Origin of the sequence: Bacillus sp. YKCMOAS1, from assembly GCF_030268125.1 — a bacterium.
Classification (GTDB): domain Bacteria; phylum Bacillota; class Bacilli; order Bacillales; family Bacillaceae; genus Bacillus; species Bacillus safensis.
Window position 1 is genome coordinate 510,892 of record NZ_BSEI01000003.1, and the last position, 12,461, is coordinate 523,352.

The window sequence follows — 12,461 nt, forward strand, 5'->3', positions numbered from 1 at the left end:
ATTATACACAAGTCCTACAAAGCATCATACCATAAAGTGTTCTCAGATGATATTTTTCCTCTTGAATTCAAAAAAAGAAAAAGAATCTGTTTTTTTAGTTTGAGTCTTTTTTCTAATCTCATGCACCATGATTTTTATAAACCAGCAGATCTCATCAGCCGTTTCGCAATTTCATCAAAATCCTCTTTTGAAATGCCTGGAGCAAACTCTTCCGGTAGTTCTCTATAATCTGGCACAGGTGCACCTTGCGGGGTGCCCTCAATGACTGTCAGCGGCTTTCCATCAATCGGGTGGCTCCCTTTCCAAATTTTATTGATATCCTTGTAGTCCGTATCACTAAATGTATACAGCTTTGTATGAACATTCTGATCTTCAAATTTCCTCGCTGAATCAAAGTATTTGTTATCGAGATTTGGGATTGGGAGCATCTTCCCTACATCTACTCCTGTAGCAACTTCAAGTGCCTTTGCATATGCCACAACATGCACGCCGCCCCTGACAAGTAAATAACCGATCATCTCTCTTGCTGTAGGGTGGTCCGTCATTTCATATACGCGCATTTTGTGCGTACGAGCCCCGCATTCAAGAAAGAAATTATGGAGAAGATCAAGAATCAGGTTGCCGCTTGAGAACACATTCTCTCCTGTCCAAGGTTTTGCCATTGAATCAAACGGATAGCCTGTTTGGGCTGTTTGAATGAAATGCTGTGTATTTCGTTTATCGACAGCTGCCTTCATCGGCGTCGTATCTGGGTCCCCGCCATGTGTGGTTCCTGTAATCATGAGATTGATGGCTGTGGTCACAAGCTCAACATGACCGAATTCTTCAGCCGTAATACTGGATACGAGGTCATAAAACGGTTTGAGTTTTCGTTTTCCTCTAAAGTTAAAGGATTGAAACATATAATTATTTAATGTGGACATTTCACCGAATTTTCCGCCGAGTAATTCTTGCACAGCAGCGGCACCATTTGCATCTGGGTGATCTGGTCTTGGCAAATCAATGAGCAGCCGCGTGTCACGTTTGATCATGATGTTTCCCTCCTACTGTCTAACTATCATCACTTAAGATGTATGGAGGGTTTGGGCTGTCCTATGCATGAAGGGAAAGATTGAAGCACAAAAAAAACTTGGCGGGGGTAGCGCCAAGTTTTTTGGATCTTGATCTGATAGAGGGGTTGGGGAACAGAGAGTAGCTTCTCTCTATAACTAAATGATAATGATTATCAGTTTCATTGTCAACCATTTTTTACTTTTCTTTTTTCTATCAAAAAAAGCAGCCTACGAGGCTGCTCAGATTGATGACAAAAGGCTAAAATTCCTTTTGTTTATATTTCAGTGTGATAGAAAACCTTTGAAGTCTAGGAAGGGCGTGTACCGGAGCGAATTGTACATTCGTGAGCACTGCCACGCAGGACTGACAAAGAATGCGAGGATTAGTCTTCACGCCGCGTCTTCAAATTAATCCATCTTGCTCATATAAATAGGCATACGGAAGGTCTATAAACAAATACATATCTCCCTCTAAAGGATAAGAAAACGTACGTATCCTCTCACCTGTTTCTAAATCACTATAAATATCGCTGAAAAATCCTTTTCCGCTAATTCTCATTTGAAGAATATTTGCTAGGAAATAAGGACGCCAGCTCCAGTTTTTTTCTATATACTCCGGCTGAAACAACCATTCTTCTTCTTTTTTGAACACATTTCCAGTGATTTGAAAGCCTTCTTCATTACACATATAAATCCGAAAACTGCAATCTGTTAGTTCAAGTGCCAGTTTTTGAATGAGCTCATCATTTGTGCTGCACGATTTCTTTAAAGTCGTAACAGCTTGATGAATTCGTTTATAAAATGTTTCAGAATGTTCGTAGACAGCTTGCAGCTTCTTTTTCTCATGGGCAATAAATTGCTGGAATTCTTCTCTAAGCTGATCTTTTCGGTGGCTTCGATCGATTAATTCTCCTGAAGGCTCATGAAGATAGAACCCTTGAAAATATCTCCCGCCATTTCTCCAAGCATACTGAAGCTGGAAATTTGCTTCAATGTCTTCATAAATTAAAGCAGCTCCTATTTTTCTTGCAAGCAATGAAATGCTGTACAAGACATATTCATAGGAAGGAGATGGAGCCGATGCCTTTAATGCCTGTAAATCTATTTTTAATAAATCAGGTGAAAGCAAGGCAATCCGGTCCAGATTACTGCTTTCTTTTCCTATATTTGAAACGGCGATTTTAATCCCATATGTACGATAATACGTTAACGTATGGTATAGCTGTTCAATGTCGCCGCTAAACGTATGCTCTGCAAACTCAATAACAAACCGGTTAAGCTGAATGCCCCTTGCTTCATATTCCTTTAAGAGTTCTAAAAAGCTTTCCCCGTGATCTAGCATGAGGATATTGGCATCATGATTAATAAAAATGAGCAAATCGTCATCTGCTGTTGTGAAAAGATCAAGTGCTTGAGTCAGTACTTTGTGATCTACTTCCAATTTATATTCGTCAGGAATAGATGAATCCGTAAAGAAGGAGCCTAGGCTGACCGTTTCTGACTCAAGCTTCATTCTTCCTAGAATCTCATAGCCTATCACTTTTTGCTCTTCCGCACTGAATATTGCTTGATAGTGCGGGAAAACATCTTCAATATTCGTTAAAATATCCAATGGATCGACCATTTTCATCACCTGCTTCTCTCTTTGTGTGATTATACCACATCAAAAGCAGGTCTTACATCGTCAATCAAAATGGTGATTGGTTGAGCCATTGTCCCCCATCCATCGTAATACAATCTCCATTTATATAAGACGCATGTTCCGATAATAAAAAGCTCGCAAGCGCTGCAATTTCCTCAGGTGTGCCCAGTCTGCCAAGAGGAACGCTATCTAATGTTCTTTGCGCTGCTTCTTCAGATTCCCATAGTTTATCTGCACCGCCTGTTCTCTCGATTGGGCCTGGTGCGATGGCATTGACGCGAATTCGATATTGCTTCCCCCATTCAACAGCAAGCGTTCGAGTCAGGGACAACACGCCGGCCTTTGCTGCCGCCGAATGCGCCACGCCTACACCAGCACCCCATGCATAGGTGGCCACCATGTTAAGGATACTTCCCCTTTTCTTTTGCCGAATCCAGTAATTGCCCACTGCATGGCTGCAAAAGAATGTACCATTTAACACAATATCAATCACAGCTTTCCAGCCGTTAGGAGACAGCTTTTCTGCTGGCACTAAAAAATTTCCTGCTGCGTTGTTAATGAGGGCATCGACATCACCAAATGTATCCACCGCAAACTTGACCATTTGGTCAGCATCCTCTGGGTTTCTCACATCCATTTGGAAGTAAGCGACTGCTCCGCCCTTCTGCTTCATTTCTTTTGCCGTCTTTTCCAGCGTCTCTTCCGTTCTACCAGTAATCACGACATTCCAGCCTTCAGCTGCCAAATGGGCAGCCATTGCCTTCCCCATACCGCTTGATCCCCCTGTGACAATCACTGTTTGCTTCGTCATTTGTTCTCCCCCTCTGCATGATTTGAATGACTATTCATTCATTATTGTCTATCATATCATGATTGACCCTCGGTGCACCATATGGGAGATTATCCAAATATGATGCTATACTTAATTTTATTTATAAAGGAGTCTTATATGAAGCAGCTTTCCCGCAGACAATTTTTAAAAGGAGCAGCTGGTGCGAGTATTCTCGGTTTTTTGGCTACAAGTTGTGGATATGGATATGCCAGGTATATTGAGCCGCGCATGATCGATACCATGTCACTGACGATTCAAGATGCTCAGCTTCCAGCTTCATTTGACCAGTTTAAAATAGCTCAATTTAGTGACGTTCATTTGAGTGATACATTTCCTGCGAAGGACCTAGAAGCCATCGTTCAGAAAATCAATGCTGCATCTCCAGACCTTATTGTGTTCACAGGTGATCTCGTTGATTTTCAAGCATCCACCCAAGAGCATGAAAAAGCGAAGGCTTATTTGAATAAGCTTCATGCTCCGTTCGGTAAACTCGCCATCTACGGAAATCATGACTACGGACCATTTGGCGTGGAGCTTTATGAGAAAACAATGGAGGCTTGTGGATTTACATTATGTAAAAATGATGTGTTTCTATTAGAAAAAGATCATGCACATATTCAGATTGCTGCACTGGATGATCTTATGATGAGCGTGCCTGATTACGATCTGATCAAACGGGAAGTATCATCTGATTTATTTACGTTGCTGCTCGTCCATGAGCCTGATGCAGCATTAGAGCTGAAAACAACACCTATTAACTTGCAGCTTTCCGGGCATACGCATGGCGGTCAAGTGCAGCTGCCTTTCTATGGACCGATTCTCACAGCACCTTACGGCCGTAAATATGTAGAAGGTTTATACGAAAGCGATCAGCAACGCATCTATGTCAACCGTGGACTTGGGACAACACGTCTCCCGCTTCGGTTTTTAGCCAAGCCAGAGTTAACCTTTTTTACCTTTACATCTCGTGTATAAATAGAAGCCAAACCGCCCTCTCCTGCATATGTATAATCAAAGTTCTTTCTCATGACAAATGTTAGGAGAAACCTTACTGGGCCTGATTCCGTCCATATAGTATGTCAAGTGACGGCATCATGGCTTCTTTTATTTGAGTAAAAGGAGTGTACTTTGGTGCTGCGATATACAGTGAAAAGAGGAGAAACTCTTGCTTCTATAGCGCTTGATTTTCGAACAACAACAGATGCCTTAAAGGCTGCAAATCCGTCACTTCAAGCTCGCGAGCCCGAACAAAATGAGGTCATCATCATACCTGGTTTGCCAGATCCTAATACGATCCCATACCGCATCTTTGTTTCGATTTCAACGAAACGTCTCGTTTTGTTTTCTGGATCACAGCTTATTCGTTCGTATCCGATTGCAACAGGGAAAATTTTAAATATGACACCGACAGGTTCTTATTATATTGTCAACAGACAGCCAAACCCAGGAGGTCCCTTTGGCGCTTATTGGCTGAGCCTCTCAAAAATTCATTACGGCATTCACGGTACGAATAACCCGTCTTCAATTGGTAAAGCTGTTTCTAGAGGATGCATTCGCATGTATAATCAGAATGTCATCGAGCTTGCTTCACTCGTTCCAAACGGAACACCTGTGACCATTAGCCAGTAGATGAAATCAATTGTACGAATGGTTAAAATTTTATATGATATAAAGTGGGATCTTCAGGTTAAGGAGCGTATTTATGGATATTTTTAAAAACAGAAATTTTGTTCGTCTCTTTTTTGCGGCACTTGCTTCGCAAATGGGGACAACAGTAGGCAATATGGCGTTTGCCTTTTATTTGCTCGACCATTTTAGTCATCAGCCAGCATACGCCACATTGGCTGAACTTATGTATTCTCTTCCTACCGTCTTTGTCTTTTTTATGGTCGGTGTGGTCGCAGACCGTTTTGATCGTAAAAAAGTCGCAGAGAACTGTGATTGGATACGAGCTGGGCTGACGATTGTATTATTCATCGTTATTTATTTTAATTCACTGCCACTTATTTTCTTGATCTTGTTTATTCGAAGTGCCATTACGAAGTTCTTCTATCCAGCTGAAGCTTCTCTCGTTCAGGCGATTTTAAATAAAGATCAATATGCAAAAGCCGCTGGCTTAAATCAAATGCTGTTTAGTTTATTTATGGTATTTGGCGTTGGGCTCGGTGCCATTATGTATAAGACGATTGGACTTCACGGTGCCATTACAATTGATTTGGTCAGCTTTATTATTTCAGGCATCCTGATTCGTTCATGTAACATTCCAATTGAAGCGCGTCAGCCAAATGGACAAGCTGGCTGGAGAGGCATGACCATCAAAACGTCTCTGAAAGATTTTAAAGAAGGCATACTGTATATTTTAAAAAATAAATTATTGGCTTCTTTAATTTTTGGCTTTTTTGTTTTCGGTCTAGTCAATGGCGCATTTGCCGTTCTTCCGATGTTTACAATGAAATATGGACTTTCACCAGACCATTTTGAACTGCATACATCCTTCTTTACCATTGCGATCGGTGCAGGCTTGCTCGTTGGAAGCTTAATGGGTTCTGTCCTCGCTAAAAAGGTAAAGATGCAATATCTCATGTCGATTCCAATTTTGGTCGCAGGTATTTTGATTTTTGTCCTTGGTTCTACCCATACCTTATGGTTGTTTTACGTCACGTCATTTGTCATTGGTACATGCATTGGCCCAGTCAACATTGTCATTGGAGGCTGGCTGCCTAGAATCGTCCATCCTCGACTGATGGGCCGTGTGTCAGGATGGGTTGATCCGCTCACTATGTTTGCTCAATCGATGACATTAGGTCTGATTGCTGTATTATTTCCAAAACTCATCACAAATGTTTCTTATATTTATTACGGAATGGGCTTTATTATTTTACTTGTCTTCCTTTTTTACTTCATTACACTGCCAAAGTTCAGCAGAGAAGCTGACGACTTAGACGTGCAGCGTGAACTAAAGGGGCAGGGAGTTCAATAAGTAAATAGCAGCAAAAAGGACTTTCTTTTCAGGAAAGTCCTTTTTTCATGGCTGAAACGTCCTTTATGTCATTTCCTCTGTTGATAGAAACTGCTTTTCTTTTATCACATATACCTTGCATTATTGATCCATTTTTTCTTGTTTTTCACAATAAAATCCCTTTACATCTTTAAACGTTTTATAGTAGGATAGTCAGGTTGGAGGTGAAAGAAATGCTAAAAAGTTACTATTTTATTCATACTAAAAATGAACAGGGGCAGTTTGTTGTACATACAGAAGATTGTGCATTTTTAGGTGATGCTGCAAGCCGTACGTTGATTGGCCTGCACATGGATGGTAAAGGCGCCATTGATGAAGCCAAACAAATGACGAATGAAACCGACTTTAATGGTTGTTTTTATTGCGCTTATTCTATTCATACAAAATAATTCATCTTGAGAAACTACCCATTTTGATAAATAGGTAGTTATCACGAACTAATAGTTCACTTTGTTTATATTTCATTCAGTCAATTCTTCTTATCATTCCTTCTATTGTTCATCACCCATCCCACTCATTTTTCGGCTGATACAATGCCAAGAATAAAATCATATAGACAATACAAGCTGTCCCTATCCATTGGAAAAGTCCGAATGGCTCTTTTAACCAGAAAACAGTCGTGACGACTGCTGCAAGGGGCTCAACACTTCCAATTAAGCTCGACTCTTTTGGTGATAAGTATTGCAAACTTTCTATGTAAAACCAAAAAGCGATCATCGTTCCAAATATGACCACAAACAATAAATAGACATACGCTTCAAAAGGTAAATGAGTGAGATTGACCTTCCATGGAGGATGGATCAAGCTAAGGGCGCCTCCTCCTATAAGCATCGCCCAGCCTACAACCACTAGAGAGTCGAATTGTTTTAACAGGCTGATCGGATATAACGTATAAAACGAGAGCGCCACAGCCGATAGTATTCCCCAAATCACTGCCACAAATGGAACGGTTAATGTTGAAATAGAACCATTCGTCAATAAGAAAAACATACCCGCTAAAGCCAATACTACTGTAACCAAATCTCTTCTAGTGAAGATCGATTGCCTGCGAATGACCAAATACACGATAATCATGACAGGGGCTGTATACTGTAGCAGCGTTGCCACAGCAGCATTTCCATGTTGAATAGATGCCATATAAGTATATTGAACAGCCAGCATACCCATTAGCCCAAATAGAAGGACTTGCATCGCTGTCCTCTTCTTTTGCCACACACCGAAAAGATGTGTTTTTTCTTTTGTCATCACATGAACAAATAAAAGCAATCCCCCTGAAATGAGCAGCCGAACCGTCACAAGCCAATTGACATCAATCCCATATTGCTGAAACAATTTTTGTGAAATTGTTCCTCCTACTCCCCAGCAGATAGCGCCTATGAGTACAAGTATAATTCCCTTTCTCCTATTCATTTTCATTCTCCTCAATTCTCAACAAATCATGATAATATAGTTGATAGTAGTTCACTTTCTTACATATTGATATATCAATTGAACATAAAAATAAAAGAATATTGAGGAGAATTATGCACAATCATCATTTTCTGATTGACTACAACCTGAAAGAATTAACGGAGCATTCTACGACAACATGGCCTATTGCTATTTATCATACAAAAATTCGTCATCATAGAAGCGGCTATATCCCTCTTCACTGGCATGACGAGTTTCAATTTGTCTTTATTTTAGAGGGGGAAGCTGAATTTCATATCAATGAAGAGACATTATGTTTAAAGCAAGGAGATGGCATTTTCATCAATAGTGGCTGCCTGCACATGGCAAAAGATGCGAATGGGACGGCATGTACTTATGTTTGTTTAAATGTTTCTCCCTATTTCATCACAGCAAATGAATTATTCACAACATTTGTCCACCCTTATATGCATGCGAGCCAGACACCTTATATTTTATTCAACCGAAAAGATCACTGGCCAAAGCAGATCTATCAATGCATTCAAACCATTCAACAATTAATTGATAAAACTCCGGTATATTATGAACTTGAACTCAATATTCAGCTTATCACCATTTGGAAAAGCTTATTACAAAATGGCTTCCAAATGAAACATGATGCGCGTAAACACGATAAAAATGAACGGATGAAACATATGCTGAATTGGATTCACCAGCATTATTATGAAAAGATCCTTCTCGAAGATATTGCTCGTGCAGGACAGTTAAGCCGCTCAGAATGCTGCAGATCCTTCAAAGACATTTTAAAGAAATCACCCATGCATTATGTAAATGAATATAGAATTCAGCAAAGCCTCATCCTGCTCCAAGAAACGGATTTCAATATCACAGAAATCGCTTACCAAGTAGGCTTCAACAGCACAAGTTATTTTATCAATTTGTTTAAAAGAATAAAAAATACGACACCTTTAGCATATAGAAAATTAAAACAGCTGGATTCTCTCCAGATAAAACGGATAGAAGAAAAATAATGCAGAAGGCGTCTTAAATGGCTTTTGTAAATACAAACGATGAGAATGGCTACATTTCAATCGCCCTCGACTAATGCAGACTAGGGCGTTTTTTATTGCTGTTTTTGTTCTTTTAGTTTCTTAAAAATCACAAATTGATATACTCCGAATAGTACGGTGAGGATCATAATTGCTGTAAATAATTGATCGGCTGGAAGCAAGAAATATACGACAACAAAAGATAAAAGCAACACAAGATAACCTATATTGAACGCTTTTTTGAATGTCATGATATTACCTCCTTTCATTAATAACTTATATACATACTATATAATCAACAGATATAGAATCAGTTGAAGTTTTTTGGGGGAGATTGGGGGGATTCGAACACACAAAATTTTTAACCCTCCATAATCCCTTTATACCAAAGGTTTTCTTTTTACAATATCTCTATTTGCAATTTACTAATAAAAACGTATAATTTATACTAAGCACAGGAAGACGAAAGACAAAGGAGAGAAAAAATGGACGATTATGCTCATACTAAAGACATAGAACCTACAGCAGAAAACATCGCAAAAGCCATTTATACTGTTAACCGCCATGCTAAAACCGCACCAAACCCCAAGTTTCTTTATCTTTTGAAAAAACGCGCGCTGCAAAAACTATTGCAAGAAGGTAAAGGAAGAAAAGTGGGCCTACATTTCTCTAACAATCCCAAGTATAGTCAACAACAGTCCGACGTGCTGATTGAAATTGGAGATTATTATTTTCACCTGCCACCAACGAAAGAAGACTTCGAATTTTTGCCACACTTAGGAAATTTAAATCAATCATATCGCAACCCGAAAGCGAATATGTCATTAAACCGAGCAAAGCAAATACTTCAAACGTATGTCGGTTTAAAAGAAAAACCTGCCGCCACAAAACAAAAATCACATTACACAAAGCCCGTCTTCAAACGACTCGGGGAAAGTTATTTTTAAACAGAAAAAACCACTCATGCCGAGTGGTTTTTTGTTTAAATAATAAAATGATCGACTTTTTCAATCAGCTGATGAATTTCTGGTTTACTGATTTGATCATCTGCACCGATCGTTTCCCCTTTATGACGCAAATCTTCAGTGATTAACGAAGAGAAAATAAGAATCGGAATGGAATTTGTTAAAGGATTGTCCTTCAGCAGTTTTGTTAGCCGATGGCCATCCATTTTAGGCATTTCAATATCCGTAATAATCATATCAATTTCTTCTGTCACACTGATTCCTTTGCTGACAAGATCCATGACATGATCATATGCCTGTTTGCCATCTTCAAAGGTCACAATGTTTTTATAGCCTGCTTCGGTTAGTTCATTTGTTAATAAACGCATGAGAAGCGGAGAATCTTCAACGACATACAGCTTCTTCCCTGTTCTTCTCTCGTCTTTCTCACCGTCAAACATATGATACGTATCAACACCTGAAGCGGATTCAATATCATAAATGATTTTTTCGTAATCTGGAAGGAAAATCATTTTTTCATCAAGCTTAATGATGCCCGTTAAATGACGGTCCATCCCTTGATTCAGTGCAGTCGGCTTTTCAATCTCTTCCCAGCTGACGCGGTGAATTTGTGATACTGTTCCTGTATGGAACACAAATTTCCGTTGGTTGAATTCAGTCACAATATATTTCTCTTGTTCCGACTGATCTGACTCGACATTAAAAAAGGAAAATAGATTGATGACTGGTAAAATCTCGCCTCGTAAACTAATCATCCCTTCTACATCTTGGTGAGAGTGCGGTACAACCGTCACCTCAACCGGCTGAATGATTTCTCTTACTTTCATGACGTTAATGCCGAATTGATTTGCACCAATTTCAAACTTCACAATTTCCAATTCATTGGTACCAGAGTCAAGTAAAATTTCTTGTTTGTTTAAAGCCACGGAAATCCCTCTATTCTTCAATATAAGATTGTACTTTTTATATCGGCAGCATAGGTAAAAAGTTGACGTTTCTTTACGCTTTCTCTCGAACGAATTGATGAATCACAAGTCCTATCGCTGCAAGGATGAGTAAAGACCCTAGTGCAAGGCGGCTTGCGAGGTTTCCGTGCTCTGCAAACAGCAGGGTAACTGAGCCATAAATGATGGGCCCGATAATGGAAGACACCTTCCCTGAGAATGCAAAGAGGCCAAAAAACTGTCCTCGCTTTTCCTTCGGTGTCAGCTCAATAATCAAGATTCGTGATGCTCCCCAGCTTGCGCCAAGTGAAATACCGAATAAACTGCCCGCTATCCAGAAAACCCATTCGGTTGTTGCTGTCACAGCCAGAATCAATGCAGCAATTAAAATGACATACACGACTGTAATCGATCGCTTTGCCCCTATCGCTTTTGTGATGTATCCAAACAGAAAAGAGCCAATGATACTTGAAATGGTCGACACAAGATAGAGCAAAATAAATTGCCCAGCTGTAAAGCCAATAATGATTTTGGCATAAACAGCCATCATCGCAATTGCTGTTTGTAAGGCATCATTCATAAAAAAGAAAGCGATCATAAAGATAAAAGCTGGCTTGTACCTTTTCATCTCTTTAAACGTGTGAATAATCTCTTTATACCCGCTGAAAAAAGATGTCTTTTTCTCTTGCTGAGGCAGCGGATGAGGATCTTTTACAAAAAAGAGAAAGGGTAGAAAAAAGAGAAGGAATAAAAGGGCTGTTGGGATAAATGCTTCATGAAACTGGTCATTGCCGACAAGTAAATAAACAGAGAGTCCGACAAGTGTTCCTAAATAGCCAACGGCGATACCAAATCCAGAAATAAGCGGTATTTCATCCTTTGTCCCAAGATCGGGCAAAATGGTGTCATAGAAAACAAGACTAGAATGATAGAAAAACTTTGCGATCACAAACAAGATAACCACGACCAATAAAGAAACAGGCAGCCCAAACCATTCACTTGAGAAATCAATCCCAGCAAAAATCCCCATCAACACCGTACAAGCAATACATATGAACGTAAACACCGTAATGTAGCGTTTCTTTTTTCCTGTACGATCAATCAGCACTCCGTATAAAGGTGTAAAAATGACGAGGAAAAAGCTGGCTAATGCGTTTGCATAAGAAATAAAGGTACTGGCGATCTGGTCCATTCTCGCACTGTCCCCGATCGTTTCCTGCAAGTAAAACGGGAAGAAAATGGTGATCATATTTGATGAAAAGATCGTATTTGCAAAATCATACAACGCCCAGGCTAACACAGGTGCTGCCAAAAACAGCCCGAAGCCTGCCCCTTTTTTCTGTGCGGTCTTTTTTCCTGTTCTCAATCGATTGTCTCCCTTCCCTGCCTCATTTTTCACTATCATTCTATTTTATGTGCTGTTTCCCTCTTCCATACAAGCGATCTATGAAAAAAAACACGGGACTGACCCTCGTTTTTGAGACATGGATCAAAACACCTTTATACAGCCAATTGCCGAGAGTTGATCGGTGATTGGATTGGTGGTTT

General features: G+C 39.8%; 13 protein-coding genes. 6 read left to right on the plus strand and 7 right to left on the minus strand.

Features of this window, described 5'->3' with window-relative positions; genetic code table 11:
- Nucleotides 1–134 precede the first annotated feature (134 nt).
- The 3 genes from QSJ46_RS11675 to fadH form a co-directional block, all read right to left on the minus strand.
- The gene (locus QSJ46_RS11675; RefSeq protein ID WP_041084994.1) at nt 135–1,031 is read right to left on the minus strand and encodes a manganese catalase family protein; all 897 of its coding nucleotides are present in this window, start codon (nt 1,029–1,031) and stop codon (nt 135–137) included.
- Between the two features lie 424 nt (nt 1,032–1,455).
- The gene (locus tag QSJ46_RS11680; protein ID WP_047203679.1) at nt 1,456–2,676 is read right to left on the minus strand and encodes an EAL domain-containing protein; all 1,221 of its coding nucleotides are present in this window, start codon (nt 2,674–2,676) and stop codon (nt 1,456–1,458) included.
- A gap of 64 nt (nt 2,677–2,740) precedes the next feature.
- Nucleotides 2,741–3,505 carry a 2,4-dienoyl-CoA reductase gene (fadH, locus tag QSJ46_RS11685; RefSeq protein ID WP_064498386.1) on the minus strand — a complete coding sequence of 255 codons (765 nt, stop codon included), beginning with the start codon at nt 3,503–3,505 and terminating at the stop codon, nt 2,741–2,743.
- A 138-nt stretch (nt 3,506–3,643) separates the two neighbouring features.
- Between fadH and QSJ46_RS11690 the strand changes: the two genes are divergently transcribed.
- From QSJ46_RS11690 to QSJ46_RS11705, 4 genes are all read left to right on the plus strand, one after another.
- Nucleotides 3,644–4,501: a metallophosphoesterase gene (locus QSJ46_RS11690; RefSeq protein WP_285604738.1), complete on the plus strand. Its 858-nt coding sequence runs from the start codon at nt 3,644–3,646 to the stop codon at nt 4,499–4,501.
- Nucleotides 4,502–4,657: 156 nt separating this feature from the next.
- Nucleotides 4,658–5,155, plus strand: coding sequence for a L,D-transpeptidase family protein (locus QSJ46_RS11695; RefSeq protein ID WP_039178139.1), 498 nt, complete (start codon nt 4,658–4,660; stop codon nt 5,153–5,155).
- A 73-nt stretch (nt 5,156–5,228) separates the two neighbouring features.
- Nucleotides 5,229–6,506: an MFS transporter gene (locus QSJ46_RS11700; protein WP_039178137.1), complete on the plus strand. Its 1,278-nt coding sequence runs from the start codon at nt 5,229–5,231 to the stop codon at nt 6,504–6,506.
- Between the two features lie 212 nt (nt 6,507–6,718).
- Entirely contained in the window at nt 6,719–6,934 is a 216-nt protein-coding gene (locus QSJ46_RS11705) for a hypothetical protein (RefSeq protein ID WP_047203675.1), read from the plus strand.
- A 112-nt stretch (nt 6,935–7,046) separates the two neighbouring features.
- On the opposite strand, the gene QSJ46_RS11710 is transcribed toward QSJ46_RS11705, so the two are convergent.
- Nucleotides 7,047–7,955, minus strand: coding sequence for a DMT family transporter (locus QSJ46_RS11710; RefSeq protein ID WP_285604739.1), 909 nt, complete (start codon nt 7,953–7,955; stop codon nt 7,047–7,049).
- Between the two features lie 113 nt (nt 7,956–8,068).
- Here QSJ46_RS11710 and QSJ46_RS11715 point away from each other — a divergent pair, with 113 nt between their 5' ends.
- Nucleotides 8,069–8,986, plus strand: a complete 918-nt coding sequence (locus QSJ46_RS11715; protein ID WP_047203673.1) for an AraC family transcriptional regulator — start codon at nt 8,069–8,071, stop codon at nt 8,984–8,986.
- 92 nt (nt 8,987–9,078) lie between these two features.
- Here the strand turns inward: QSJ46_RS11715 and QSJ46_RS11720 are convergent, their stop codons facing one another.
- Entirely contained in the window at nt 9,079–9,255 is a 177-nt protein-coding gene (locus tag QSJ46_RS11720; protein ID WP_180272404.1) for a hypothetical protein, read from the minus strand.
- Nucleotides 9,256–9,489: 234 nt separating this feature from the next.
- Between QSJ46_RS11720 and QSJ46_RS11725 the strand changes: the two genes are divergently transcribed.
- Nucleotides 9,490–9,951, plus strand: a complete 462-nt coding sequence (locus QSJ46_RS11725; RefSeq protein WP_008356877.1) for a YkyB family protein — start codon at nt 9,490–9,492, stop codon at nt 9,949–9,951.
- 35 nt (nt 9,952–9,986) lie between these two features.
- Here the strand turns inward: QSJ46_RS11725 and QSJ46_RS11730 are convergent, their stop codons facing one another.
- A complete protein-coding gene (locus tag QSJ46_RS11730) occupies nt 9,987–10,895 on the minus strand; it encodes a chemotaxis protein (protein WP_024424709.1) in 909 nt (302 codons plus the stop codon).
- A gap of 73 nt (nt 10,896–10,968) precedes the next feature.
- Nucleotides 10,969–12,279: an MFS transporter gene (locus tag QSJ46_RS11735; RefSeq protein ID WP_212039766.1), complete on the minus strand. Its 1,311-nt coding sequence runs from the start codon at nt 12,277–12,279 to the stop codon at nt 10,969–10,971.
- Between the last annotated feature and the right edge of the window lie 182 nt (nt 12,280–12,461).

What these genes read in the sequence shown, in the direction of transcription:
- QSJ46_RS11675 (WP_041084994.1), bottom strand. Translation starts at nt 1,031, where the DNA reads ATGATCAAACGTGACACGCGGCTGCTCATTGATTTGCCAAGACCAGAT.
- fadH (WP_064498386.1), bottom strand. Translation starts at nt 3,505, where the DNA reads ATGACGAAGCAAACAGTGATTGTCACAGGGGGATCAAGCGGTATGGGG.
- QSJ46_RS11720 (WP_180272404.1), bottom strand. Translation starts at nt 9,255, where the DNA reads ATGACATTCAAAAAAGCGTTCAATATAGGTTATCTTGTGTTGCTTTTA.
- QSJ46_RS11725 (WP_008356877.1), top strand. Translation starts at nt 9,490, where the DNA reads ATGGACGATTATGCTCATACTAAAGACATAGAACCTACAGCAGAAAAC.
- QSJ46_RS11680 (WP_047203679.1), bottom strand. Translation starts at nt 2,676, where the DNA reads ATGGTCGATCCATTGGATATTTTAACGAATATTGAAGATGTTTTCCCG.
- QSJ46_RS11715 (WP_047203673.1), top strand. Translation starts at nt 8,069, where the DNA reads ATGCACAATCATCATTTTCTGATTGACTACAACCTGAAAGAATTAACG.
- QSJ46_RS11690 (WP_285604738.1), top strand. Translation starts at nt 3,644, where the DNA reads ATGAAGCAGCTTTCCCGCAGACAATTTTTAAAAGGAGCAGCTGGTGCG.
- QSJ46_RS11705 (WP_047203675.1), top strand. Translation starts at nt 6,719, where the DNA reads ATGCTAAAAAGTTACTATTTTATTCATACTAAAAATGAACAGGGGCAG.
- QSJ46_RS11710 (WP_285604739.1), bottom strand. Translation starts at nt 7,955, where the DNA reads ATGAATAGGAGAAAGGGAATTATACTTGTACTCATAGGCGCTATCTGC.
- QSJ46_RS11700 (WP_039178137.1), top strand. Translation starts at nt 5,229, where the DNA reads ATGGATATTTTTAAAAACAGAAATTTTGTTCGTCTCTTTTTTGCGGCA.